The 26,595-nt window shown below is 55.8% G+C and carries 23 protein-coding genes; 19 read left to right on the top strand and 4 right to left on the bottom strand.

Annotated elements, in window-relative coordinates; genetic code table 11:
* The first annotated feature begins 8 nt into the window (after positions 1-8).
* From ccmA to OGY07_RS09680, 8 genes are all read left to right on the top strand, one after another.
* Positions 9-629, top strand: coding sequence for a cytochrome c biogenesis heme-transporting ATPase CcmA (gene ccmA / locus OGY07_RS09715; protein ID WP_181822862.1), 621 nt, complete (start codon positions 9-11; stop codon positions 627-629).
* Positions 626-1,285: a heme exporter protein CcmB gene (gene ccmB, locus OGY07_RS09710; RefSeq protein WP_042290527.1), complete on the top strand. Its 660-nt coding sequence runs from the start codon at positions 626-628 to the stop codon at positions 1,283-1,285. Before ccmA ends, ccmB begins: the two co-directional genes overlap by 4 nt.
* An 85-nt stretch (positions 1,286-1,370) precedes the next feature.
* Positions 1,371-2,108 (top strand): heme ABC transporter permease, encoded by a 738-nt coding sequence (locus tag OGY07_RS09705; protein ID WP_042290523.1) that lies wholly within the window; start codon positions 1,371-1,373, stop codon positions 2,106-2,108.
* Positions 2,105-2,317 carry a heme exporter protein CcmD gene (ccmD, locus tag OGY07_RS09700; RefSeq protein WP_042290520.1) on the top strand — a complete coding sequence of 71 codons (213 nt, stop codon included), beginning with the start codon at positions 2,105-2,107 and terminating at the stop codon, positions 2,315-2,317. Before OGY07_RS09705 ends, ccmD begins: the two co-directional genes overlap by 4 nt.
* A complete protein-coding gene (gene ccmE, locus OGY07_RS09695; protein ID WP_042290518.1) occupies positions 2,314-2,793 on the top strand; it encodes a cytochrome c maturation protein CcmE in 480 nt (159 codons plus the stop codon). The genes ccmD and ccmE overlap by 4 nt, the downstream gene beginning before the upstream one ends.
* Positions 2,790-4,733: a heme lyase CcmF/NrfE family subunit gene (locus OGY07_RS09690; RefSeq protein WP_211935502.1), complete on the top strand. Its 1,944-nt coding sequence runs from the start codon at positions 2,790-2,792 to the stop codon at positions 4,731-4,733. Before ccmE ends, OGY07_RS09690 begins: the two co-directional genes overlap by 4 nt.
* On the top strand, positions 4,730-5,287 hold the full coding sequence (gene dsbE, locus OGY07_RS09685) for a thiol:disulfide interchange protein DsbE (protein ID WP_286600218.1): 558 nt from the start codon (positions 4,730-4,732) through the stop codon (positions 5,285-5,287). The genes OGY07_RS09690 and dsbE overlap by 4 nt, the downstream gene beginning before the upstream one ends.
* On the top strand, positions 5,284-6,336 hold the full coding sequence (locus OGY07_RS09680) for a cytochrome c-type biogenesis protein CcmH (protein WP_286600215.1): 1,053 nt from the start codon (positions 5,284-5,286) through the stop codon (positions 6,334-6,336). Before dsbE ends, OGY07_RS09680 begins: the two co-directional genes overlap by 4 nt.
* Before the next feature lie 108 nt (positions 6,337-6,444).
* Here the strand turns inward: OGY07_RS09680 and narP are convergent, their stop codons facing one another.
* The 4 genes from narP to OGY07_RS09660 form a co-directional block, all read right to left on the bottom strand.
* Positions 6,445-7,092: a nitrate/nitrite response regulator protein NarP gene (gene narP / locus OGY07_RS09675; protein WP_042290506.1), complete on the bottom strand. Its 648-nt coding sequence runs from the start codon at positions 7,090-7,092 to the stop codon at positions 6,445-6,447.
* A gap of 166 nt (positions 7,093-7,258) precedes the next feature.
* The gene (locus tag OGY07_RS09670) at positions 7,259-8,803 is read right to left on the bottom strand and encodes a DUF6056 family protein (RefSeq protein WP_286600213.1); all 1,545 of its coding nucleotides are present in this window, start codon (positions 8,801-8,803) and stop codon (positions 7,259-7,261) included.
* The gene (locus OGY07_RS09665; protein WP_042290502.1) at positions 8,803-9,750 is read right to left on the bottom strand and encodes a glycosyltransferase family 2 protein; all 948 of its coding nucleotides are present in this window, start codon (positions 9,748-9,750) and stop codon (positions 8,803-8,805) included. The genes OGY07_RS09670 and OGY07_RS09665 overlap by 1 nt, the downstream gene beginning before the upstream one ends.
* A complete protein-coding gene (locus OGY07_RS09660) occupies positions 9,747-10,109 on the bottom strand; it encodes a GtrA family protein (RefSeq protein ID WP_060570149.1) in 363 nt (120 codons plus the stop codon). Before OGY07_RS09660 ends, OGY07_RS09665 begins: the two co-directional genes overlap by 4 nt.
* A 924-nt stretch (positions 10,110-11,033) precedes the next feature.
* Here OGY07_RS09660 and tssB point away from each other — a divergent pair.
* The 11 genes from tssB to OGY07_RS09605 form a co-directional block, all read left to right on the top strand.
* On the top strand, positions 11,034-11,525 hold the full coding sequence (tssB, locus tag OGY07_RS09655; RefSeq protein WP_042290496.1) for a type VI secretion system contractile sheath small subunit: 492 nt from the start codon (positions 11,034-11,036) through the stop codon (positions 11,523-11,525).
* 39 nt (positions 11,526-11,564) lie between these two features.
* Entirely contained in the window at positions 11,565-13,100 is a 1,536-nt protein-coding gene (gene tssC, locus OGY07_RS09650; protein WP_042290941.1) for a type VI secretion system contractile sheath large subunit, read from the top strand.
* A 13-nt stretch (positions 13,101-13,113) separates the two neighbouring features.
* The gene (gene tssK / locus OGY07_RS09645) at positions 13,114-14,454 is read left to right on the top strand and encodes a type VI secretion system baseplate subunit TssK (RefSeq protein WP_060570151.1); all 1,341 of its coding nucleotides are present in this window, start codon (positions 13,114-13,116) and stop codon (positions 14,452-14,454) included.
* Entirely contained in the window at positions 14,451-15,104 is a 654-nt protein-coding gene (gene tssL / locus OGY07_RS09640; RefSeq protein WP_060570152.1) for a type VI secretion system protein TssL, short form, read from the top strand. The genes tssK and tssL overlap by 4 nt, the downstream gene beginning before the upstream one ends.
* 3 nt (positions 15,105-15,107) lie before the next feature.
* Positions 15,108-16,826 (top strand): OmpA family protein, encoded by a 1,719-nt coding sequence (locus OGY07_RS09635; protein WP_286600207.1) that lies wholly within the window; start codon positions 15,108-15,110, stop codon positions 16,824-16,826.
* Positions 16,827-16,831: 5 nt separating this feature from the next.
* Positions 16,832-17,323 carry a type VI secretion system effector Hcp gene (gene hcp / locus OGY07_RS09630; RefSeq protein ID WP_001007319.1) on the top strand — a complete coding sequence of 164 codons (492 nt, stop codon included), beginning with the start codon at positions 16,832-16,834 and terminating at the stop codon, positions 17,321-17,323.
* A 172-nt stretch (positions 17,324-17,495) separates the two neighbouring features.
* Positions 17,496-20,123 carry a type VI secretion system ATPase TssH gene (tssH, locus tag OGY07_RS09625; protein ID WP_286600204.1) on the top strand — a complete coding sequence of 876 codons (2,628 nt, stop codon included), beginning with the start codon at positions 17,496-17,498 and terminating at the stop codon, positions 20,121-20,123.
* Positions 20,124-20,148: 25 nt separating this feature from the next.
* Entirely contained in the window at positions 20,149-20,790 is a 642-nt protein-coding gene (locus OGY07_RS09620) for an Ssp6 family T6SS pore-forming effector (protein WP_060570155.1), read from the top strand.
* 395 nt (positions 20,791-21,185) lie between these two features.
* Entirely contained in the window at positions 21,186-23,894 is a 2,709-nt protein-coding gene (locus OGY07_RS09615; protein WP_060570156.1) for a type VI secretion system Vgr family protein, read from the top strand.
* On the top strand, positions 23,894-25,738 hold the full coding sequence (locus tag OGY07_RS09610) for a phospholipase (RefSeq protein ID WP_286600200.1): 1,845 nt from the start codon (positions 23,894-23,896) through the stop codon (positions 25,736-25,738). Before OGY07_RS09615 ends, OGY07_RS09610 begins: the two co-directional genes overlap by 1 nt.
* On the top strand, positions 25,738-26,595 hold an 858-nt coding region (locus tag OGY07_RS09605), incomplete at its 3' end, for a tetratricopeptide repeat protein (protein WP_286600198.1). The genes OGY07_RS09610 and OGY07_RS09605, both read left to right, overlap by 1 nt.

Raw genomic sequence — 26,595 nt, 5'->3', positions numbered from 1 at the left:
TGGGTAGTATGCTTGAAGCCAGAAAGTTGCTCTGCGAACGGGATGAGCGGATCTTATTCAGCGATTTGTCATTCCGGGTCAACGCGGGTGAGTGGATACAAATCACCGGGCGCAACGGCGCGGGGAAAACAACCCTGCTGCGGTTGCTGACGGGGCTTGCTCGCCCCGACGCCGGGGAGGTGTGCTGGCAAGGGCAACCGCTGCATCGTGTGCGGGACAGCTACCATCAAAATTTGTTGTGGATTGGACATCAGCCGGGCATAAAAACCCGGCTGACGGCGTTGGAGAACCTGCGCTTTTTCCATCAGGATGGCGACACCGCGCAGTGCCTGGCGGCATTGGCGCAGGCTGGTCTTGCCGGATACGAAGATCTTCCCGTTAATCAACTTTCTGCCGGTCAGCAGCGCCGGGTGGCGTTAGCGCGCTTGTGGTTGACCCACGCCCGGCTGTGGATCCTCGACGAACCTTTTACCGCGATCGATGTGAACGGCGTTGAACGCCTGACGCAGCGTATGGCGCAACATACCGACCAGGGGGGGATGGTTCTCCTCACCACTCACCAGCCGCTGAACGTCGCCGCAGATCGCATTCGTCGCATCGCGCTTAACGCCGTGAGGGAAGCGTTATGATGTGGCGTATTTTCCGGCAAGAGCTGCGCGTCGCGTTTCGCCATAGCGCGGAAATCGCCAATCCGCTGTGGTTCTTCCTGATCGTTATTACGCTGTTTCCCCTGAGCATCGGCCCCGAGCCACAGCTGCTGGCGCGTATTGCCCCTGGCATTATCTGGGTCGCCGCACTGCTGGCCTCACTGCTGGCGCTGGAGCGACTGTTTCGCGACGATCTGCAGGACGGCAGCCTTGAACAACTGATGTTGCTGCCGATCCCCCTGCCAGTGGTGGTGTTGGCGAAAGTGCTGGCCCACTGGGTGGTGACGGGCTTACCGCTGTTGATCCTTTCTCCGTTAGTGGCGCTGCTGCTGGGCATGGACATTTACGGCTGGAAAATTATGGCGCTGACGCTCTTGCTGGGAACGCCGACGCTGAGCTTTCTCGGTGCGCCGGGGGTGGGGCTCACGGTCGGACTGAAGCGCGGCGGCGTGTTGCTGAGCGTGCTGGTGCTGCCCTTGACCATTCCCCTGCTGATTTTTGCGACCGCCGCTATGGACGCGGCGTCAATGCATTTACCGGTCGACGGTTACATGGCGATTTTAGGCGCGCTACTGGCGGGAAGCGCGACGTTGAGTCCGTTTGCGACAGCGGCGGCGTTACGTATCAGCGTGCAGTAGACCGGTACAGGCTGTAGGCCGGAGAAGGCGAAGCCGCCCCCGGCGCCACGGAATTTCATTGGTTTAGAGAGGTCTGGTGACTTATATGTGGAAAACACTTCATCAACTGGCTATGCCCCCACGGCTGTATCAGATCTGCGGCTGGTTCGTCCCGTGGCTGGCCGTCGCCAGCGTCATCGTCCTGGCGACCGGCTGGATTTGGGGATTCGGCTTTGCCCCTGCGGATTATCAACAGGGGCAGAGCTACCGCATTATTTATCTGCACGTTCCGGCGGCGATCTGGTCGATGGGGATATACGCCGCCATGGCGGTAGCGGCGTTTATCGGTCTGGTCTGGCAGTTGAAAATGGCAAACCTGGCGCTGGCCGCGATGGCGCCGATTGGCGCGGTGTTCACCTTTATCGCCTTGGTGACTGGCTCCGCGTGGGGCAAACCCATGTGGGGCACCTGGTGGGTGTGGGACGCGCGGCTGACCTCTGAACTGGTGCTGCTGTTTCTCTATGTTGGCGCCATTGCGCTCTGGCACGCTTTTGACGATCGCAAGATGGCCGGGCGCGCGGCGGGGATCCTGGTGCTGATCGGCGTCGTTAACCTGCCCATCATCCATTACTCCGTGGAGTGGTGGAATACCTTACACCAAGGCTCGACCCGGATGCAGCAAAGCATTGACCCGGCGATGCGTACGCCGCTGCGCCTGGCAATTGTCGGCTATCTGCTGCTATTTATCACGCTGACGCTGATGCGCATGCGTAACCTGATTCTGATGATGGAAAAACGCCGCCCGTGGGTGAGCGAACTGATTTTAAAAAGGGGCCGCCAATGACCACTGCATTTGCATCCTGGAGTGAATTTTTCGCCATGGGCGGCTACGCCTTTTATGTCTGGCTGGCCGTGGCGATGAGCGTGATTCCGCTGGCAGTATTGGTTGCGCATACCGCTACCCGGCAGCGAGCCATTTTGCGCGAGGTTGCCCAACAGCGGGCGCGCGAAGCGCGGATGCGCGCCGCCCAGACTCAGCAGGAGGCCGCGTGAATATTCGACGTCGAAACCGCTTATGGATAGCCTGCGGTGTGCTGGCAGGGCTGGCGCTGACCATTACGCTGGTGCTGTATGCGCTGCGTTCCAATATCGATCTGTTTTATACCCCCGGCGAGATCCTTTATGGCAAGCGAGAAACCCAGGAGATGCCGGAAGTTGGTCAGCGCCTGCGCGTCGGCGGCATGGTGATGCCCGGCAGCGTGAAGCGCGATCCGGACACCCTGAAGGTTAATTTCAGTATTTATGACGCTGAAGGCGTGGTGGATGTGAGCTACGAAGGCATACTGCCGGATCTGTTCCGTGAAGGGCAGGGCGTCGTGGTGCAGGGGGAACTCGGCGAGAAAAACCATATCCAGGCGAAAGAGGTGCTGGCGAAACATGACGAAAACTACACGCCGCCGGAAGTGGAGAAAGCGATGCAGGAAAACCATCGCCGCCCGGAAAGCGTGTATAAGGATGCGTCGTCATGATGCCTGAAATCGGCAATGCGCTGCTCTGCCTGGCGCTGGGTGTCGCGCTCCTGCTTTCCATATATCCGTTATGGGGCGTGGCGCGTGGCGACGCGCGGATGATGGCCTCGGCGAGACCCTTTGCCTGGCTGCTGTTTATTCTGGTAATAGGCGCATTTTTGGTGCTGGTCAACGCTTTCGTGGTCAATGATTTCACCGTGATTTACGTTGCCAGCAACTCGAATACCCAACTGCCGGTGTGGTACCGGGTTGCCGCAACCTGGGGCGCCCACGAAGGCTCTCTGCTGCTGTGGGTGCTGCTGATGAGCGGCTGGACCTTCGCCGTGGCGCTGTTTTCGCAACGCATGCCGCTGGATATCGTCGCCCGCGTACTGGCGGTAATGGGGATGGTCAGCGTTGGCTTCCTGTTGTTTATACTCTTCACCTCCAACCCGTTTGCCCGCACGCTGCCCGATTTCCCCATTGAAGGGCGCGACCTGAACCCGCTGCTGCAGGATCCGGGGCTTATTTTCCATCCGCCGCTGTTGTATATGGGCTACGTCGGCTTCTCGGTGGCCTTTGCTTTTGCCATTGCCGCGTTGTTGAGTGGCCGTCTGGACAGCACTTTCGCCCGCTTCTCGCGCCCGTGGACGCTCGCGGCGTGGGTGTTCCTGACGCTCGGCATTGTGCTCGGTTCGGCCTGGGCTTACTACGAACTTGGCTGGGGCGGCTGGTGGTTCTGGGACCCGGTAGAAAATGCGTCGTTTATGCCGTGGCTGGTGGGAACGGCGCTGATGCACTCGCTGGCGGTGACTGAACAGCGCGCCAGCTTTAAAGCGTGGACGCTGCTGCTTTCCATCAGCGCCTTTTCGCTCTGTTTGCTCGGCACCTTCCTTGTGCGCTCCGGGGTGCTGGTATCGGTACACGCCTTTGCCTCCGATCCGTCACGCGGTATGTTTATCCTCGCCTTTATGGTGCTGGTGATTGGCGGATCGCTGCTGCTGTTTGCTACCCGGGGGCACAAGGTTCGTTCACGGGTGAACAATGCGCTCTGGTCGCGTGAGTCGCTGCTGCTCGGTAACAACGTGCTGCTGATTGCCGCGATGTTAGTGGTGCTGTTAGGGACGCTGCTGCCGCTGGTGCACAAGCAGCTGGGGCTGGGCAGTATTTCCATCGGCGAGCCGTTCTTTAATACCATGTTTACCTGGCTGATGGCGCCGTTTGCGCTGCTGCTGGGCATTGGACCACTGGTGCGCTGGGGGCGGGATCGCCCGCGTAAGCTGCAACGCCTGTTGGTCGTCGCCCTTGTCAGTACGTTGGCGCTCTCTTTCCTGCTGCCGTGGCTGTTTGAGGACAACATCGTCGCGATGACGGTGGTCGGGCTGGTGATGGCCTGCTGGGTGTTCGTGCTGGCGATCGCCGAGGTGGCGCAGCGCGTTACCCGCGGCACGAAAATGACGCCGGGCTACTGGGGGATGGTATTAGGGCACGTTGGCCTGGCGGTGACTATCGTGGGTATCGCGTTTAGCCAGAACTACAGCGTTGAGCGCGATGTACGCATGAAGGCGGGCGATAGCGTTGATATTCATGAATATCGCTTTACCTTCCGTGAAGTGAAAGAGATCACCGGACCAAACTACCGGGGCGGCGTAGCGATTATCGGCGTTACGCGGAACGGGAAGGCGGAAGCGACGCTGCATGCGGAAAAACGTTTTTACAACAGCACCCGTTCGATGATGACGGAAGCGGCAATTGACGGCGGGATCACCCGCGATCTTTACGCAGCGCTGGGTGAAGAGCTGGAAAACGGCGCATGGGCGGTACGCCTGTATTACAAACCGTTTATCCGCTGGATTTGGGCGGGCGGGCTGCTGATGGCGCTGGGCGGGCTGTTCTGCCTGTTCGATCCGCGCTACCGCAAGCGCAAGCAACCGCAAAACACGGCGCCGGAGGCAGTATGAAGCGCAACGTACTTTTGATCCCATTGATAATTTTTCTGCTGATTGCGGCGGCGTTGCTGTGGCAGCTGGCGCGTAACGCCGAAGGGGATACGCCAACCAACCTTGAGTCGGCGCTGGTGGGTAAACAGGTGCCCACCTTCCGCCTTGAGTCGCTGGAGAACCCCGGCAAGCACTATGAAGCGGATGTCCTGACCCAGGGCAAACCGGTGCTGCTTAACGTCTGGGCAACATGGTGTCCGACTTGTCGCGCCGAGCATCAGTATCTGAATCAGCTGTCAGCGCAGGGTATTCGCGTGGTGGGCATGAACTATAAAGACGACCGGCAGAAAGCGATCGCCTGGCTGAAAGAATTAGGAAATCCTTATGCCCTGAGCCTGTTTGACGGCGACGGGATGTTGGGACTGGATCTGGGCGTGTATGGCGCGCCGGAAACCTTCCTCATCGACGGTAACGGCATTATTCGCTATCGCCACGCCGGTGATTTGAACGCCCGGGTATGGGAAAGTGAGATCAAGCCGCTGTGGGAGAAGTACAGCAAGGAGGCCGCGCAATGAGGACTCTATTAGGCGCGTTGATGCTGCTGCTTTCAGCGAACGCGCTGGCCACTATTGATGTCATGCAGTTTAAGGACGAGGCGCAGGAACAACAGTTTCGCCAGCTCACCGAGCAGCTTCGCTGTCCAAAATGCCAGAATAACAGCATTGCCGATTCCAACTCGATGATCGCGACCGATCTGCGCCAGAAGGTATATGAGCTGATGCAGGAAGGAAAAAGCCAGAAAGAGATCGTCGACTACATGGTGGCGCGCTACGGCAATTTTGTGACTTACGATCCGCCGCTGACGCCGTTGACCATCCTGCTGTGGGTGCTTCCTGTCGCGGCGATCGGCGCCGGAAGCTGGATAATTTACGCGCGCTCGCGTCGCCGGGTAAGGGTGAAACAGGACGCTTTTCCTGACGAGCAGCCTGCACAGGCGGGTAAGCGCGCCGGGTTTGGCGCGTATCTGCCGGGCATAGTGATTGCCCTGGCGGTTGGCGGCGTTAGCTATTATCAGACCGGAAACTTTCGTCAGGTACAAATCTGGCAGCAGGCGACGGCGCAAACGCCGGCACTGCTGGAACGTGCGCTGGATCCGAACGCCCAGCCTCTGAATGAAGAGGAGATGACCCGCCTGGCGCTGGGCCTGAGAACCCGCCTGCAGGATGATGGGGCAAATGTGGAAGGCTGGATCATGCTGGGGCGGATTGGCATGGTGTTAGGCAACGCCAGCACCGCGACCGAGGCCTATGCCAACGCGTATCGGCTGGATCCGAAGAACAGCGATGCCGCGCTTGGCTACGCCGAGGCGCTGACTCGTTCTTCCGATCCTGACGATAATCTGCGCGGCGGGGAACTGCTTCGACAGCTGGTGCGCAGCGATCATGCCAATGTTCGGGTACTGAGCATGTATGCCTTTAACGCCTTCGAGCAGCAGCGCTTTGGCGAAGCGGTGGCGGCCTGGGAAATGATGCTGAAACTGTTGCCCGCCAACGATACCCGCCGCGCGGTTATCGAACGCAGTATTGCGCAGGCGTTACAGCAGCTTTCGCCGCCGAAGGAGTAACCTTACGGCTGCCCGATGGCGTTACGCTTATCGGGCCTGAATGCCTGTGAGCGGTGGTCCGGATAAGACGCGTTGCGTTGTTATCCGGTAGCAGATAGCTGTGTGACTTTATTGCATCCCGCGCGTTTGCAGGAAAAGGATGGTGGCCGCAACGCGCGAACGCACGTTGAGCTTACGCAGCAGATTGCGGATATGCACTTTTACCGTTTGTTCGGAAATGTTCAGCGCCGAGGCGATCTGTTTATTCGACAGCCCCTGCGCCAGTTCGTGCAGAACGTCCAGTTCCCGCTCGGTCAGTACGCTAAAGGGATCGTCCTGCTCGCCGAACAGTTCCCGTTCGCGCAGGTATTCGCTTACCCGTTCACTGAAGACCTGACCGCCGTTAGCGCCCTTGCGAATGGCTTCCAGTAAGACTTCCGGATCGCTGTCCTTCAGCAGATAGCCGTCTGCGCCTGCATCGATCAGCGCATACACATCGCTGGCGGAATCCGACACGGTGAGAATAATAATTTGCGCCGTTACGCCGTCCCGACGCAGGGCGTTAAGGGTATCCAGACCGCTCAGACCTTTCATATTCAGATCGAGCAGGATCAAATCCAGGTCGAGACGGTTCGCCAGATCAATCGCCGTTGCGCCATCGCCCGCTTCGGCAACCACGTCAAATGCGGGGTCCAGTTCCAGTAATTGACGAATACCGCGCCGCATAAGGGGGTGGTCGTCTACAACCAGCACCTGAAAAGGCGTTGCTTCAGGCATAGTTATCTCCCGAGATTTTCTTAGCATCATTATTGTTATTAGCGCATAAATCGTCCAGATTCATCGCGTCGAAAAGCAGGGTAATTTTACCCCAATTTACGCATGGGTAAGTAGTAAAACCGTGGGGAAATAAGGTCTGCCTCCCACAGATGTGGGAGGCGAAAGCTCAGGGGTGCAACGAGAGAGTCGTGACGTCGCCTGCAGGAATGGCGGTATAGTACCAATATTCGTCATTGATCTGCGCAGACGCAAAGCCGCTTAACGGCAGGTCTCTCTCTTTTGCGTTCACCGAGATATGCAGCGTGCCGGTTACGGGACGAGAGCTGACCAGCATCACGTCGCCATCGCGATTGTAGTGCGCCACCACCCCTTCAGGTAACGACATCATTTTGCCGGATGTCAGTACGGAGTAATCGAAATGAACTTTTTTCTTTTCGACACTTCCGGCGCCGAAATAGCGGCCATAGATTTGCGGATCGTGGAAGAAACCGAAATGGCCGCCGCTGTTTTGCATTTTGAGGAAATGAAAGTCCGGGACAGTAAAGTCACGCTGGTGGCGGCTCAACTGTGTGTGGATGATATTCACCCGTACCTGATCCTGCTGGTAAACGCGGGTATAAGCCGCATACATCAGCGAGAACGACCAGACGAATACGCCTGCCATGAGTCCCGTGATGGCGTAAACGCCAATCCTGACGCCTTTACTGGTGTAAATAACCAACTCTTTAAGCAGAAAAGAGAGCGCTAACAGGAAAAACAGGAATGTCGACATCATTACCCGGTCCGGATAAGACGGGGAGGCCACCATAATAAAAGAGGTGCCCAGCCCGACCAGCAGCATCAACACAACCATGGCGAGATTGCCGCTTTTAACGCGCGGGCCGTTGCGTCTGGCGAAATACAGAATCGCCGCCAGCAAAACCAGCACGACGTAGGCGATCCAAACCAGCGCTAAATGGCTGAAGAAACGATCGCTCAGGTGAATGACGAGGCGCTCAATAATCGATTTTTCATACCAGACTTTATGCGCCCCCTGTGCGCGAATAAAATTACCCGGTGAAAAGATCAGAATAGCCGCGCCCGCCAGGGCAGATAAAAAATAGGCGACTTTGTTGCCGTACAGACGCTTGTCCTGCCAGAGATCGTAAATGATGGCCAGCAGCGCCAGGCCAACCACAAACGGCGCAACGCTCTCGTTAGAGCAGCCTGCCAGCACCCCCAGCAGTAGCATAACGACACGCGTGTTTTTTTCCCGCCGCATCTGGATGCGGTACAGGTTCCACAGCCAGGCGGCGACAAACAGATTGGTCCACAGATAATTGGCGCTGCCGACAACCCAGAATACGGTCTGTCCTATATTAGGATTGGCGACCCAGAAAGTCAGAAAAATAAGGGTGAAGGTTACCGCGTCATATTTCTTCCACTTCAGCGTGCCGTCGGGCGTTTTGACAATCAAATAGCAGAACGCGACCACGGCGAGCCCGGTCATCATCGAGATAAAAATACGTGATTCCGAGGCCAGCAAAAGCGCGCTGGTGTAGTCAGCGACCAGGCGTCCGCTCCAGGTTAAATAGTGATGCAGATGGGCATCAAATGAGAGGCCAATTAAGGCGTAGCGATAATCATCAGAATGAATTGGGGTATACCATTCAAGGATGAAAACGGCAAAAAAAGCGACAAGAATGATGCTTTTATTAACATACTTAACCATCAGCTATCCTTTCCTGAATTCTGTTCCACAGTGTGTCGTTTTTTGAGCAAGTAACGAGGACGTTGCTTGGTCTCAATGTAAATCCGCCCTATGTATTCCCCCAGTACGCCAATGCCAATCAACTGGACGCCGCCTAAAAACAGGATCGATACAATCAGCGAGGCATAGCCGCGAACCGGATTCCCCCACAAGAGAGTGTCAATAAGCATTCCCGCGCCGTAGGTGAATGAGATAAGCGCAACGGCGAGGCCAATATAGGTCCAGATACGTAGGGGGAACGTCGAGAATGAGGTGATTCCCTCCAGCGCGAGGTTCCAGAGCTTCCAGCCGTTGAATTTGCTTTTTCCGGCACAGCGATTCGCCCGGGCGTAAAGCACCACCTCCGTTTTGCCGCCTACCCAGGATAAAATGCCTTTCATAAACAGGTTACGTTCCGGCATCTGCTTGATGTTTTCCACCACTTCCCGACTCATCAGCCGGAAATCGCCAACGTTTTCTTCGATGTGCGGCGTGCTGATTTTATTGTGCAGCGCATAAAACCATGCGGCGGTTTTGCGCTTCAGTCGACCGTCCACCGAGCGGTCTGAACGTTTTGCCAGCACAATGTCCGCACCGTCCTGCCACTTACGGATGAGGTGCGGTATCACTTCTACCGGATCCTGAAGATCGACATCAATAGGGATCACCGCATCGCCCGTCGCGTTATCAAGTCCGGCGAACAGGGCGGGTTCCTTACCGAAATTTCTCGTTAACGACAACGCGACAACCAGCGGGTCGGCAACCGCCAGCGCAGTAACGATCGACTCCGTTGCATCGGTACTGCCATCGTTGATAAAGACAATTTCGACGTCATACGCTTTTAGCGCGTCATATTCGCGCACCGTTTTGTAAAAGATGCCGATGGTCTCTTCTTCGTTGAAAACCGGAACGACCAGCGAGATTTTCATTGAACGTCCTTAAACACAATCAGTCTGGAATAGATAAACCCGCAGATGAGGCTAATTGCTGAGAAAGCGACCAGCGTAACGAGAGGGGGCAGGCCGCACCGTTCGGCCGCCCAGCCGGTCAGGAAACTCAGCAACCCCATAAAACCGACGTAAAGGAAATAGCGCCGTGCCGTAGTGGTTTGTCGGAAGGTAAACCGGGCGTTGGCATAAAAGGAGAAGCTCACCGCGAGGCTGAAGCCAAGAAAATTGGCCAGCGCCTGGTGGATATGAAAGGCGTAAACGCAGACCGCGAAAACCAGCCAGTGGATCAAGGTGTTGATCACGCCTACGGAGGTGTACTTAATAAAGTAATGCCACATTATCAAAGAAGTCGGTTATGCAAAGGCGGAAGTGTAACATTATTTTCTACCGCTGCCCGAGTCTGAAATGCCTTTGACCGGCAAAAGTGTGCTGACAAACCGCATTAACCTCCCCTGGCGTACATCTGCGGGTTTTGTCCTGAGCCTGTTACGCATCCTGCCTGCGGTTTGTCGAAAACATGATGGCGCGGGACCCGCCCTGAAGTCCTGCGGGAATTCTGCCGATAGCGTAAAGTTATATCCCGCCTGTTGGTTCCACGCGTTGTGTTTATCGTTGAGCAGATCTTTTTATTGTGGAAGGCTAAGCGTATTCTCCAGGAATTTTCATTGCCTGTCGCAGGCCGGGCATGATTTTCAGAAAAAGACAGTGCGGACAGCGCATTTATAGTTCATTTCACAACAGGTGAACTGAAAAAAAGATTTTTGACCTGATGTCGGGGCGAATACAGGTGGGTTTGCCTTATTTTCTGTTCGGTTATTCGTTTTATAAATACTTGCTATTCGAATTATTAAAGTTATGCATAAGGAATTATCTTAGATAATCCCTCCCGTCGTCTCTCATTTGCGAAGCAGCACTGCTGCTTTTTTTTTGCTGAAACTCATATTGTTATGAAAAAGCAAATCCTGACCCCCTGTAAATAATGATCTAAGTCAATAAATAACAAAAATTCAAGCATATCTCTGCTATTTAGCTGGTGGGCAGGGATTTCCCCTGTCTTTCATGTGAATTATCGGTCAAAATTTTGTAATGAAGGTGGTTGAGTAGCGATCTCTGTTGTTTTGATTTGGAGGAAAATTCTTAAGTATAGTCTAAATATGGACTTAAGATCTGATTAATTGATCTTGAATGGTGTTTTGTACTAACATGCTTTTGTAAAGAAATGCCGTTTCATTAACAATCATTCCTTAAGGAAAGGGACTACTATGGCTGATTCATTCCAGAATGAAGTGCCGAAGGCACGTATAAATCTCAGGCTGGCGCTGCATACAGGTGGCGCGCAGAAGAAAGTCGAACTGCCGCTGAAACTGCTCACCGTCGGTGATTTCAGTAATGGCAAAGAAACCCGCCCATTATCTGAAAGAGAAAAAATCAACGTCAATAAAAATAACTTCAATAGCGTACTTTCAGAATTTAACCCGGAAGTAAACCTCACTGTCGAGAATACGCTGGCGGGCGATGGCTCTGAAGATAATGTGAAGCTGAGCTTTTCCGATATTAAAGATTTCGAACCGGAACAGGTTGCCCGCCAAATCCCCCAGCTTCGCGCCATGCTGGCAATGCGTAATTTATTACGCGACCTCAAGTCCAATCTTCTTGATAACGCCACTTTCAGAAAAGAACTCGAGAAAATTCTCAAAGACCCGGCGCTGTCTCAGGAATTACGCGACGAAATGAGTGCACTGGCCCCGAAATAACGGCGTGCGTCTTTTAATGGATTAACCGGGAATATGCTGATGTCTGTAAATACTGAAACCGCCTCTGCCCAGGGGCAGACCACCGTACTGGAAAAAGAAGGCGTTTACGCCTCCCTGTTTGAAAAAATCAACCTGACCCCGGCCTCCAGCCTGGGCGACATTAACGCGTTTATGGATGATGCCGCGCTCTCCGACGCGCCGGCGGGCGAGCGCCTGACGGCGGCGATGCAGGTGTTTATGGACTGTATCCGCAAATCCGGTCAGCAGGTGGAGAAACTCGACAAGACCTTAATCGACCACCATATCGCGGAGCTGGATTATCAAATCAGCCGCCAGCTGGACGCGGTGATGCACCATCAGGAATTCCAGAAAGTGGAATCCCTGTGGCGCGGTCTGAAGCAACTGGTGGACAACACCGACTACCGCCAGAACGTGAAAACCGAAATCCTGGACGTCTCCAAAGACGACCTGCGCCAGGACTTTGAGGACGCGCCGGAGCTTATTCAGAGCGGCCTCTACTGGCACACTTACACCGCCGAATACGACACCCCGGGCGGTGAGCCGATTGGCTCGGTCATTTCTGCTTACGAATTTGACGCCAGCCCGCAGGACGTGGCGCTGCTGCGCAATATCTCGAAAGTCTCCGCCGCCGCGCATATGCCGTTTATCGGCGCCGTCGGCCCGACATTCTTCCTGAAAGAGACGATGGAGGAGGTGGCGGCCATTAAGGATATCGGCAACTACTTCGACCGCGCCGAGTACATCAAGTGGAAATCGTTCCGCGACACCGACGACTCGCGCTATATCGGCCTGGTGATGCCGCGTGTGCTGGGCCGTCTGCCATACGGCCCGGACACTGTGCCGGTACGCAGCTTCAACTACGTGGAGCAGGTTAAAGGTCCGGATCACGAGAAATACCTGTGGACCAGCGCGTCATTTGCCTTCGCGTCCAACATGGTGAAGAGCTTCATTAACAACGGCTGGTGCGTGCAAATTCGCGGTCCGCAGGCGGGCGGGGCGGTGAAAGATCTGCCCATTCATCTGTATGACCTCGGCACCGGCAACCAGGTAAAAATCCCGTCGGAAGTGATGATCCCGGAAACCCGCGAGTTTGAGTTCGCGAATCTCGGCTTTATCCCGCTGTCGTACTACAAAAACCGCGACTACGCCTGCTTCTTCTCGGCGAACTCGGCGCAGAAACCGGCGCTGTATGACACCGCCGATGCGACGGCCAACAGCCGCATCAACGCGCGCCTGCCGTATATCTTCCTGCTGTCGCGCATTGCCCACTACCTGAAGCTGATTCAGCGTGAAAACATCGGTACGACGAAAGACCGCCGTCTGCTGGAGCTGGAACTCAACACCTGGGTTCGCGGCCTGGTCACTGAAATGACCGATCCGGGCGACGAGCTGCAGGCGTCTCATCCGCTGCGCGATGCGAAGGTGGTGGTGGAAGATATCGAGGACAACCCGGGCTTCTTCCGCGTGAGGTTGTATGCGGTGCCGCACTTCCAGGTGGAAGGCATGGACGTGAACCTGTCTCTGGTTTCGCAGATGCCGAAAGCGAAAGCGTAAGGCGGGAACAGGGATGAAAATTTATCGTCCGTTATGGAGTGACGGGGCGTTTCTGGCCCCGCAACAGTTCCAGCAGCAGGCCCGCTGGGATGCGCATGTTGCAGATACTGTCGCACGAATGGCGCTGGCGCATCCCTGGGGGGTGCTGAGTGCTGAGTTTGACGACAGCGCGCTCACACTTTCCCGGCTTAATGCCACCCGACTGGCGGTGCGCTTTGCGGACGGGACGCTGATAGACACGGATCTGGCGGATAACCTGCCGCCGGTCTGCGATGTCTCCTCCGTGAGGCAGGAGAGTGTGGAGGTGCTGCTGTGCCTGCCCTTGCTCAGCGCGAACGGCGGTAACCTGGATGACGGGCGCGACAGTGCCCGGCCCCGCCGCTGGCTGTCTGAACGGGTGACGGTGCAGGAGCTTGCCGGCCATGAGCGCAGCGATCTGGCTGTACTGCGTCATTCGCTGACGCTGCGCCTGTCCACTCAGGAGAACAGCGCGTACCTGACCTGCCCGGTGGCGAGGCTTATCCGTAACGCACAGGGACAGTGGGTTCGCGATGCCGGTTTTATCCCGCCGCTGCTGTCGCTGGACGCCAGTCCAGTACTGACCGGCGAACTCAGGGAGCTTCTGCACCGCCTGTCGGCGCGGCGTAAGCGCCTGATGGCGATGCGACGCGAAAGCAATGAGCGGATGGCCGACTTTGCGGTGGCGGACGTATCGCTGTTCTGGCTGCTCAATGCCCTGAGCAGCGCCGGACCCGTGCTGGCGGAACTGCACCAGACACCGTCACGTCATCCCGAGCTGCTGTACCGTGAGCTGGCAAGGCTTGCCGGCAGCCTGCTGACGTTTTCCCTTGATCACGACGTCGACGATATTCCCGCTTACCGGCATGACATGCCGGAACAGGTTTTTCCGCCGCTGTTTAGCCTGCTGGACCAGCTTCTGGAGGCCAGCCTGCCGTCGCGGGTGATCGCCATTGCCCTGGAGCAGGGCGAGGACCGGGAGATCTGGCGTGGCAGGCTGCACGATGCGCGCCTGCGGGAAGGGGCGGATTTCTATCTCTCCGTGCGTTCCTCCATGCCAAATCATGAACTGCAGACCCGCTTCCCGCAGCTGTGTAAAGCCGGCAGTCATGATGATGTCTCTGAAGTGGTGAACATTGCCCTGAGCGGGATGGTGATTAAACCGCTGAGCCATGTCCCTGCGGCTATCCCGCTGCGTCTGGAAAACCAGTATTTTGCGCTGGATCTGTCCACTGATGCCGCCCGTGCGATGCTGGAGGCCGGCAACTGTACCTTCTATACGCCGCAGTCGCTGGGCGAAGTGAAACTTGAACTGTTTGCGGTGCTGCGCTCATGAACACGTCTGATACTGACCTGATAAATAAAATTTTCTATCCGGGCTGGCTGATGGTCAGCCAGTTACGCAGCGGCCAGGAAATCAGGGAGGGGGATGCCCTCTACCGCCGCGCCTGCCGCTGGGTGAGTGACGCCCGCGAATCGCTGACGCAGGCGGGGTACAGTGAAACGAGCTGTGAGCGGATGTTATATGCGTACTGTGCGCTGCTGGATGAGAGCGTACTTAACCGTGATAAACAGGATGACGGCTGGCGCAAATGGCGCAAGGACCCGCTCCAGGCGCGTTTTTTCAGCACACTGAATGCCGGTGAGGAGTTGTGGGAACGTATTCGTACCATTCTGCGCGAACCCGCGCCGGATGTGGCGGTACTGACCTGTCTTTACCGGACCCTGCAACTGGGTTTTGTCGGCCAGTATCGCGCGCAGGATGATGAACGGCGCGAGGATGTGGTGCGTGCGCTCAGCGAGCGGGTGCCACCGTTTACTCTGACGCAGGATTCGCCTGTGGTGGTCAGGGCACCCGGTCTGCGCAACGGACGCCGGATGTACTGGCTGGGCTGGGCGGCAGGTGTTGTGGTGCTGGCGGCGCTGTGGTTCACCTTCTCCTCTGTACTGGCGCAGATGGTATCGCAGATAGCAGGACGGGGATAAGGAATGCGTGAATTTCCCCGTGTGATGCTGACCGCGCTTGTCGCTGTGCTGGCGCTGTGGCTGGTGCTGGGGTACTGGCCGCTTTCCGGTGGAAGCCGGTTTGCGCTCTGCCTGTGCATTTCACTGATTTGCGGTGCGGTTCTGTGGAGGCAATGGCGACGGTTTCAGTGCGGCAGGAAAGTCAGTGAACAGCCTGACGAAAGCTGTCTGCCGCCGGAAGGGTTTCAGGGCGCGGTGGTGCTGGTCTGTGGCGACACCGAATCCCTGTTTCCTGCGGGGGCGGCATATCGTGAAACGGGTCCGGGATGGTATCTGCGGGCGGAGAATGCTGAGCAGTTGCCGTTACAGGCGCAACTGCTGGCAAACGCCCGACCGGCGCTGGTGCCGCAGGTTTCTGTACTGCTGGCGGTAATGCCGGAACAGCATCATTCTGCGGAGGTGCTGGCCCAGTCTCTGCGCGGTTGGCGCTGGAGTATTGCGCAGTGCCGGACCTGGCTAAACGGCCTGCCTCCGGTCTGGTGCGCGGTGTGGGTAACGCCGCCGGACAGTGAACGCCAGGAAGAGGTCCGCTGGTTTACTGTCACGCCTGACCTGCCGGGTATCCGGGTCTGCCAGAGCCGTCATGTCGCGCTGCCGGTTGATGACTGGCAGCGGGAGGCCGGAAGCAACGCCTCGCGCCTCTGTCATGCGCTCTGGCTGGACAGCGTACTGGCTCTGACGGAGCGGCAGATTACCGGGCCGTTGAATACCCGGCAGGGAGAACTGGCCGCCCTGAAACTCTGCGCCAGCGGCATCTGCCTGGCGCCGGTTATGGGCGTGGCGGATAATCTCTGGCAGCAGCAGGTCGCTGCTGTTACCACGCTTTCTCCGGCGAGCCCGCAAGCGCCGGAGATGCCACCCCTTCCGGATGTTCTGCTTGCGCACTTGCCGCGCCGCCAGGGCATCAGCCGCCGGATGCAGGATATCCGCCTGGCGGGCGGCGTCTGTTTTCTGTTCCTTGCGCTGGCGATGCTGGCGTCCTTTATCAATAACCAGCGCCTGGTCCGCAGCGTCGGCGACCACCTTGCGGTCTATCACCGTCTCAGTGGCACGCCGCCGGCGCCGAAGCAGCAGGCGCAGCAGCGTCTGCGTGCCGACAGCCGAAGGCTTGATGACTGGCAGCGACGCGGCGAACCGCTGCGCTACGGTCTCGGGTTGTACCAGGGGATGCGGCTGATACCGCCCGTGGAAGCGGCCATTAATAGCTGGACGCCGCCGCCTCCGCCTCCTCCGGTAATAAAGAAAATCGTGCAGGGGCCGCAGACGGTGCGCCTCGACAGCATGTCGCTGTTCGACACCGGCAAATGGGCGCTGAAACCCGGCTCGACAAAGCTGCTGGTGAACTCGCTGGTGGGGATTAAGGCGAAGCCGGGCTGGCTGATTGTGGTGGCGGGCCATACCGACAGCACGGGGGATGACAAATCCAACCAGGCGCTGTCGCTTAAGCGTGCGGAATCAGTGCGCGACTGGATGCGCGACACCGGCGACGTGCCGGAGAGCTGTTTTGCGGTGCAGGGCTACGGCGAAAGCCGTCCTGTCGCCACCAACGACACGGCGGAAGGCCGGGCGCTGAACCGACGTGTCGAAATCAGTCTGGTGCCGCAGGCGAATGCCTGTCAGCTGCCGGGCAACACCCCCGCGCCATCGCAGGATGATGGCGTCTCAAAAAATGAAATGGAGTAATTAACATGGCAATTCCTGTTTATCTGTGGCTGAAGGACGACGGCGGCGCGGACATCAAAGGGTCCGTGGACGTTCAGGATCGTGAAGGCAGCATCGAGGTTGTCGCTCAGGAACACAACCTGTACATCCCGACCGACAACAACACCGGCAAGCTGACCGGCACCCGTATCCACACGCCGTTCCTGTTCACCAAAGAAATCGACTCCTCCAGCCCGTATCTGTACAAGGCGGTGACCACCGGCCAGACCCTGAAATCTGCGGAGTTTAAGTGGTACAAAATCAACGATGCCGGCCAGGAAGTGGAGTACTTCAACACGAAGCTTGAGAACGTGAAGGTGGTGAAGGTGAATCCGGTGATGCACGACATCAAGGATCCGTCTTTCGAGAAGCACAACCATCTGGAGCAGATTGAGCTGCGCTACGAAAAAATCACCTGGACCTACAAGGACGGCAACATCATTCATTCCGATTCCTGGAACGAACGCGCCACCGCCTGAGTCTCGTGCGGGCGGGTTCTCCCGTCCGCCGTTTTTGCTGAACGCCTGTAGCCGCGGACGTTCAGCAAAGAAAAACACAGTCTGCCTGCCCGACCTTATGCGCTTTGGGTTCCTGAATGAAAGGAAAAGCGACGGGCGGTAGCGTGTCCGGAACTGATAAAGAGAGAGCCTCATGGAAAATCCAGCCAGCCTGTTACGTCGTCTGAACCCCTACTGCGCCCGCGCGATGGAAGGCGCTGCCTCCCTGTGCCAGACCCGCGCCCATGCGGAAATTCTGCCCGAGCACTGGCTGCTGAAACTGCTGGAGCAGGGCGAGGGCGACCTGACGGTGCTGGCGCGGCGCTACGAATGGGATATGGACGCCATCTGGCAGGATTTACTGGCATTTCTCGACACGCTGCCCCGTTCGGTGCGCAGCCGCCCGCAGTTATCGGACAGCATTCAGACCCTGATGCAGGACGCCTGGCTGCGCGCCTCACTGGCGGGGGAAGCGCATATCCGCAGTATTCATCTGCTGATGGCTATGGTGGAGAAACCAACGCTGGTGCGCTGCGACGGCCTGTGGCCGCTGTTAACGCTGGCGCAGAGCCAGCTTGAGCGTCTGCGTCCGCTGCTTGATGCGCAGTCGGACGAGCGCCCGGAGGTGCAGCAGGACGAGGAACTGACGCACGGCGGGGAGGTGGCGTTCGTCGGCCGTCCGGTGAATGCGGAGGTTAAAGAAGGCGAACTGAACCCGGCGTTACAGAACGCGCTGGACAAATTCACCCTTGACGTCACTGCCCGTGCCCGGGAGGGTAACATCGACCCGGTGTTTGGCCGCGACAACGAAATCCGCCAGATGGTGGATATTCTTTCAAGACGCCGCAAGAACAACCCGATACTGGTGGGTGAGCCGGGTGTCGGCAAAACCGCGCTGGTCGAGGGACTGGCGCTGCGAATCGCCGAAGGCAACGTCCCGGACGCGCTGAAATCGGTCTCTGTTCGCACTCTTGACCTTGGCCTGCTGCAGGCGGGCGCGGGCGTTAAGGGCGAATTCGAGCAGCGGCTGAAAAACATCATCGACGCGGTGCAGCAGTCGCCACTGCCGGTGCTGCTGTTTATCGATGAGGCGCATACCATTATCGGCGCCGGCAATCAGGCGGGCGGCGCGGATGCGGCAAACCTGCTGAAACCGGCGCTGGCGCGTGGCGAACTCAGAACCATCGCCGCCACCACCTGGAGCGAGTACAAACAGTACTTCGAGCGCGACGCTGCGCTGGAGCGCCGCTTCCAGATGGTCAAAGTGGATGAGCCGGACGACGACACCGCCTGCCTGATGCTGCGCGGACTCAAGTCCCGCTACGCACAGCACCACGGGGTGCACATTACCGATGAAGCGGTGAAAGCCGCCGTCACGCTTTCACGACGCTATCTCACCGGCCGCCAGTTGCCGGATAAAGCTGTGGACCTGCTGGATACCGCCTCCGCCCGTGTCCGTATGAGCCTCGACACCGTGCCGGAGCCGCTGACCCGGCTGAAGGCGCAGGTGACGGCCCTTGAAATGGAAAAGCAGGCGCTGCTGGAAGATATCGCGGTCGGCAGTCAGACGCACGGCGAACGTCTGGCCGTTATTGAACAGGACGAAATCCGCATCATCCTGGAACTCGACGCGCTGGAAACCCAGTACGGCCAGGAGCTGAAGCTGACGGAAGAACTGCTGGCCTGCCGCAGCGATATCTCCCGCCAGGCGGAAATTGCTGATTTGCAAAACCAGCTTACCGGCGTGCAGCAGACTAACCCGCTGCTGGGGCTGGACGTGGACACTCGCACCGTCGCCACGGTAATTGCCGACTGGACCGGTGTGCCGCTCTCCTCATTAATGAAGGATGAGCAGACGGAATTACTGAGTCTTGAGCACAACCTGTCAAAACGCGTTGTTGGTCAGGACGCGGCGCTGAACGCCATTGCACAGCGCCTCCGGGCCTCCAAAACCGGCCTGACGCCGGAGAATGGCCCGCAGGGCGTGTTTTTACTGGTGGGGCCGAGCGGCACCGGCAAGACCGAAACCGCGCTCACACTGGCGGATGCGCTGTTCGGCGGGGAAAAATCGCTTATCACCATCAACCTCTCCGAGTACCAGGAGCCGCACACCGTTTCCCAGCTCAAAGGCTCCCCGCCGGGCTACGTCGGCTACGGCCAGGGCGGCATCCTCACTGAAGCCGTCAGAAAGCGCCCGTACAGCGTGGTGCTGCTCGACGAAGTGGAGAAGGCGCACCGGGACGTGATGAACCTGTTCTACCAGGTGTTTGACCGTGGCTTTATGCGGGACGGGGAAGGGCGTGAGATTGATTTCCGTAATACCGTGATTCTGATGACCTCAAATCTTGGCAGCGACCCCATCATGCAACTGCTGGAGGAACAGCCGGACGCCACAGAGTCTGACCTGCATGAACTGCTGCGCCCGTTGCTGCGCGACCACTTCCAGCCCGCGTTGCTGGCGCGCTTCCAGACGGTGATTTATCGCCCGCTCACACAGACGGCGATGCGCACGATTGTGGAAATGAAGCTGAATCAGGTGAGTAAACGTCTCAACCGTCACTACGGAATGAAAACCACCATCGATGAATCCCTGTACGACGCGCTGACGGCCGCCTGCCTGCTGCCGGATACCGGGGCGCGCAATGTGGACAGTTTGTTGAATCAGCAGATTTTGCCGGTGCTGAGCCAGCAGTTGCTTACGCATATGGCTGCAAAGCAAAAACCATCTTCCCTGACTCTGGGATGGAGCGAGGACGAGGGTATTGTGATGGAGTTTGCCTAACAGGCTTATCTAAAGGGTAACAATTATGGATAGCGCAAAAGAGATTGCCAGAGATATGCTTGAAGCCATTAATATCGATGGTTCTGGTTTTTGGGGCGCAACAGGAAAAGGTTTTATTTCATTTCCAGTCAGCCTTGCCTATCTGGGGTATGATTTCATTGATGCTGAGCATCGCAGGGATAATCTGGATGATAAGTTCAGGCTGGCGCGATTAGTTAAAAAGGGCGTATTTAATCATCAGATTATTGAACAAATCATTAAGACCTCTCTCGAAGATTTTATTTCACGCATTCACGCCGAAAAAATATCTTCTATCGTGAAAAATGTTTCCGGTTCGTTCATGGGAAAAATGGCGTTTACTGAACTAACGGGGGTGAAGTTGGGCGAAGCAATAGCATCCAGAGGTGTATCAGCCTTTTTTGCCGGAAGTCTGGCTGGTTTATTGTTATCTGTTGGTGCTGAAACATCCAGAGCAATTTATACATCAAGAGACCTCGAAGACAGAAACCCTGTTTTGCACAATAAACTCCAGCGTCTTGGTGACCTGGATCTTCTTTATTTTATTGTTGAAGATATCGTTAAGCCTTTTGAAACCGCTTGTGAGGTAGGAGACAGAAATCCTGCCGAGTTTGATAAGATATGCGAATATTTTTTTGGAGGCTTATGAATGTCAGGGTTATTTTGTTGGTAATCCTTTCCCGATTAATTCGCGGGGTGGGGATGGGGCTGGGTGTTTCTGGTATCGCATTTACTATTTGGTTTTTTTTCTTATCTTCAAGCGAATCCAGATATATCTGGGGCATGTTTTCGATAGCAGAGTTTTTTGCAGGTTATCTTATATATCGCTTTGCTTATACATACGTTTATGATGAATAACCTTACGGTTTCATCATCCCCCAGGAAATCAAACAGGAAAGTATTTGTAACGTTCCACCAACAGGCATAGAGATAACGTGGCTATACGGTGGAGTAGCTAAATAAAATAATTTAAACCTTATATCGTTGTCTTTCTTTCCATCACTGGTCATTCAGGATGCTGAAATATTACACGGAGTAAAGATCGTGAGCCTGACAGATACACTGAGCAGTTTAATCCAAACCCCGCTAAACCGTTACCAACTGGATATTCCGTCGTGTGCGGCAAATATTGACGTGGAAGATTTCAGCGGCTCAGAGGCGATGAGTGCACTGTACAGGTACACCATCAACTTCACCAGCGCAGATAAGAACATTGATGCCCGCCAGATGCTGAGTAAGCCGGCAACCCTGATCATGGGCGCGGGCAACCAGCTCTCCCTGACGGAGAGAAAAGTGGTTCATGGGGTGGTGACCCATTTCCAACGTACCGGCGGCTCCGCGGATGAAGCGCAGTACTGCATCATACTGGAGCCGTTTCTGGCACTGCTGGGCAATCAGTTCCGTACTCACCGCTTTTTCGTCAATAAGTCGGTGCCGGAAGTTGTTGCAGAGGTACTTCAGGAGCATGGCCTGAAAGGCTGGGAGTATGAGTTTACCCTTAAAGCCGACTATCCAAAGCGTGAGCAGATTAACCAGTATCAGGAAAATGACCTCGCTTTTATTGAACGCCTGCTGGCCGAAGTGGGGATTTTTTACTTCTTCACTCTGCAACCGGACACCCTGACTGAAGTGGTGCATTTTGCGGACAAGCAAAGCGCCTGGACGTTCGGTAAAACACTGCCGCTGAACAGCCCGTCAGGGGCGAATGACAACGGAGCTGGTTCGGTGTGGGGCGTGCATGTCTGGCACAACGTGGTAGAGCATTCGGTTACGGCCAGTGACTACAACCACCGTGAAGCCCAGAACGTCCTGATGTCCGTACCGGCTGACATGACCCGGGGTGACGGTGATGGCATCACTTATGGTGATGTGTACCATTACCGCCCGCGCCATCTTGAGCGTGGCGACAAAATTAACCCAACAGCCGAAACCGGTAACTTCTGGGCGCGTCTGGAGCATGAACGCTTCCTGTCTGCCCAAACCACGGTGACCGGCAGCAGCACCGACCACACCCTCGGCCCGGCGCAGGTACTGACTATTACCGAAACAGCTATGCCGCCAACACTGCCCCGTGAAACGGAGAACGGTGTTGTTATTATCCGTACTGGCTATTACGCCAGCCGTAAGAATGCCCTGAAAGTGGCATGGGTAGCGATGCCGTACTACGAGAACCGATGCTGGCGTCCTGCCGCTAAAAAGCGCCCGGTGGTCAGCGGCACGCTGATGGCGCGCGTGACCAGCGCCAAAGAGAACGATATCTACGCCTGGCAGGATGCATCGGGCATGTACCGGGTGAAATTCGATGCCGACCGCGACGACAAACGCCAGGGCATGGAAAGTATGCCGGTGCGCTTCGCTAAACCCTACGGCGGCGATAAATACGGCTTCCATTTCCCACTGATACAGGGTACGGAAGTCGCCATCGCGTTCCATGAAGGCGACCCGGATCGTCCTTATATTGCCCATGCCCTGCATGATTCCCGCCACGCTGACCATGTCACAGAAGCCAACAGCACGCGCAATGTTATCCGCACAGCTGGCCTGAACAAGCTGCGGATGGAAGATAAGCGGGGTGAAGAGCATGTTAAGCTCAGTACGGAGTACGGGGGTAAGACGCAGCTTAATCTGGGTCACAACGTGGATGCTGACAGGGTACTGCGGGGTGAAGGTGCGGAGTTACGTACTGATAAATGGGTTGCCGTTCGCGGTGGGGCTGGTGTATTTATCACTGCAGATAAACAGCCACAGGCTGGCGATAAGATGCTGGAGATGCAGGACACCCTGGATCGGTTAAAACAATCCGGCGACCTGATGGATTCTCTTTCCAGGGATGCTCAAACGGCCAGCGCAGATCCGGCCCAAGTGGATGCGCAGCTTGCGTTTATGCGAGAACAAATCGAAGAGCTTAAACAGGCCGTTGCTGTGCTTAGCGCACCGGACGGTATTGCCATGACCAGTGGTAAACATTTGCAACTCACGGCGCGTCAAAATTTGATGCTTAGTGCGGGTGCAGATGCTGATATGGGCATAATGAAGCGCCTGTTTATTGGTGTTGGTGAAGGGCTGAGTCTGTTTGTTCGCAAACTCGGTATGAAGCTGATAGCAAACCAGGGGCCGGTCACCATCCAGGCACAAAATGATCAAATGCAGCTATTAGCCCGTAAGGGACTGGAGATCGTCAGCACAGAAGATGAAATCCATATTGTGGCGAAAAAGAAAATCATTCTGAATGCCGGAGGGTCTTATATCACCCTTGCCCCCTGCAAGATAGAGCTTGGAACAACTGGTGACGTTGAAATCAAATCTGCTGATTTTGACTATGCTGGTCCTGCGAAAATGGATGCCAGCCATCCGGAATATCCTGTACTTCAAGGGGATATCAAACAATCGCTGCATTTCAGTGTACCGCAGGCACCGAATGCCGAAGGTAGCGGTTGGGCGGGAATGCCCTACATACTATACGCCGATGGGACTCCTGTGAAACAGGGCGTGCTGGATAAGAACGGTCGGGTGGCAATAGATCATCAGGTAGTCACACAGCAATACCAACTGGAGATGGCAAATGGTGTTCGTTATCAGGTTCCGATAGTTGAAGCTTACAGCAACCCTGAACAGGGGAAACTCGCCAATCGCGGTTTTCACAATCATTCCTCACAGGTGGATGGCGATATAAATCCTCCCGCCTCACACACAGAACACCGCAATTTGTATGCTGAACTGCTTGATGGCCCCAGTGATAAGGAAGAGAGTTAATGAGCCAGCCCGATATTGTTACCCCCATTTTAATGGTCGACACTAGTCAGTGCGTTATGACGGCCCCGTGGTTTGTGGCGGACACTGAATTCCCACCCACTCAGGCGACATACAAACCACTGGTCAATGGGAAAGAGGCCTTTGCGGCTGTTTATGAAGCCATTGCGAATGCCACAACGTCAGTGGACATTATCTGCTGGGGATTTCAGCCCTCCATGTATTTTGTGCGTGATGGTAAATCTCCCTGTATTGGTGAGCTGCTGGTGAAAATTGCCCGCGAGAAAGGCGTTCAGGTGCGGGTTCTGGGGTGGGAAATGCCCTTCAATAGTGCCGGTTTTGCGGATGAAGCCAACCTGCCGGGAAAAGGCGCAATCAGAATCAAAGACCGTGCGGGGCAGTCAGCTTCAGAAGAACAGTATCATTATGATAAGGCGTGGTTTACCGAACATTCCTGGACTGGAGAATGGGCGGATTTAGCACTTGAAGTCAGTCCTGTCGTCCAGGCGTTGAGCCGCAATGCCCGGCTTCATTCACGTGGCCCGTTATTTGTTGGGCGTGGATTTGATGCAGAGGAACGGGCAGAAATAGCCTATCGCCTGTCACGGCAAAGCAAGGACAAGGATATCAGTATGATGTCCGTAAGTGTGATGACAGGGACGGCCACTCATCACCAGAAAACGGTGCTGGTGGACTATGAAATACCGGCGCTGGCGGTGGGATTTGTCATGGGGCATAACATGCTGGATGAGTACTGGGATACGGATGCGCACAGCGCTAAAAATCGCGGTGTCAGCAAAGTTGCCCCCAATGCTGGTGCCAGGGGAAACCGTCCGCGACAGGACATTTCCAGCCTGGTGACCGGGCCAATTCTGGAGCATCTGCATGAAAACTTTGCCACGGCCTGGCGTAAAGAAACAGGCCAGGATTTGCTGGCAATGCGTAATGCAAAAGGGGTGGCAAAGCAGCTGAAAATCCGCCCGGAACTGGGGACGCCACTGATGGCGCAGTTGCTCCGCACTCAGGCACAGGAAGGAAAGCGCGATATCGAGACGCTGTACCTGCAGAGTACCAATAACGCCACCCAGTTTATCTATATTGAAAACCAGTATTTCCGTTGGCCACCGCTGGCGGAGGCCATCAAAAATGCGGCGGCCCTGCAGGTCAGTAAAGGCCGCGACCCGGGTGTTCATGGATCGCTGCATCTGTTTGTGGTGACGAACGTGACGGACGAAGGAATAGGGGCCGGGACGGTGAACACCCAGCGAATGCTCGACAGCCTCGGGCGTGCCGATACCATTCCGGAATTAACAAGGCTGCGTAAAATTGAAAAAGCACGGGAAGCAGGACCGGGTATTGGGTTTTTCGATAATGAAAAAGAAGTGCGCCAGAAGATGGAGGCGTTTGAAAAAAAGATTCAGGGAATTAAAGAGAGCGTTATTGTTCCTGAACCCCGGCCTGGCCTGAAGGTCCATATCTGTTCGCTGGTGGCGAAAGATTCCCCACCTCAGGAGTGGATGCCGGTGTATATCCATTCCAAACTGATGATTATTAACGACATCTTTACTACTCATGGTTCTGCTAATATCAATACCCGCAGTATGCAGGTGGACAGTGAAATGAATATCGCTCATGAATGGAGTTATGTGACAAAGGCCCTGCGACGGCGGCTGTGGAATATGCATACTGCTGGGCAGGGTGTGCAGGATGATCCGGAGAAGGCGTTTGAAGCATGGCTGAATATTATTGATGAAAATACTGCATTGCAAGGAACACAGAAAAATAAACCCAAAGCCCCCTTAATTAAGTTTAACTACGATAAATCCACCCTCAAGGACTGGGACTGATGCGCAAATTATTACTTCTGGCCTGCCTTGCACTGGCAGCCTGCGATGGGGGAACGTCCCCGACCTCTGTAAAAAAGGAAACTGACGTGGACCCGTTATCAACTATCAATACCCGGCTGGCGTTCACCTGCAAACATGAAAATATTCCGCAGCCTTCTGTGGAGAGTGATGTGTTATTTAAGTACGCGCGCTGGCTGCAGAAGAATAACCAGTTAAAGGAAGACGCAAAAGTCGATGCAGAAATTGAACGGCTTTACCGTATAGCGGCAGAAAACGGGCACTATAAGGCTAATATTAATCTACAAAACGGTGCGATGCGGGGGCATTTTCATCTCAGCGGTGCTGAGCGTCTGCGGATGAGCCAGGCGCTAATCGATGCCGGTGTGGCTTCAGGTTATTACTTTGTCGCGGTTTATCTGCAGCACGGCGCTGCGGGATTGCAGCAGGACGATGAGATGGCGCTGCGTTACTACCGAAAAGCGGCTGACGAGGGGAATGCGCAGGCACAGGCCTATGTCGGTGACAAATTAGCTCCGGCAAAAATGGCTCCCGATATTGCACAGCAAATGCGACGTTGTGCTGCAGAACAAGGGCAAGGTGAGGCTGCTCGATTCTTGGGTATTAGTTTGAAGATTCAAGAACAGTATGATGAAGCTCTGGAAGTATTTCAAATGGGAGTTGCAGCAGGGGATGATGCAGCCGCGAGCAGGCTTAGTAATGCATTTTTAAATCCTGATTCAGAAGCATCTTTATATTTTCTGGGATTAAAAAAAGATCAAGAGCGAGCACTCCGCTATGAAAAAATCTGGAAAATCCTGTCTGATTATTCCTACGCCAGTCCAACTGTCCCGGAAATC

The organism is Citrobacter sp. Cs237 (assembly GCF_030332325.1).
Taxonomy (GTDB): domain Bacteria; phylum Pseudomonadota; class Gammaproteobacteria; order Enterobacterales; family Enterobacteriaceae; genus Citrobacter_A; species Citrobacter_A sedlakii.
Note: the sequence above shows the minus strand (reverse complement) of the source record. Positions and strands in the feature narration are given on the sequence as shown.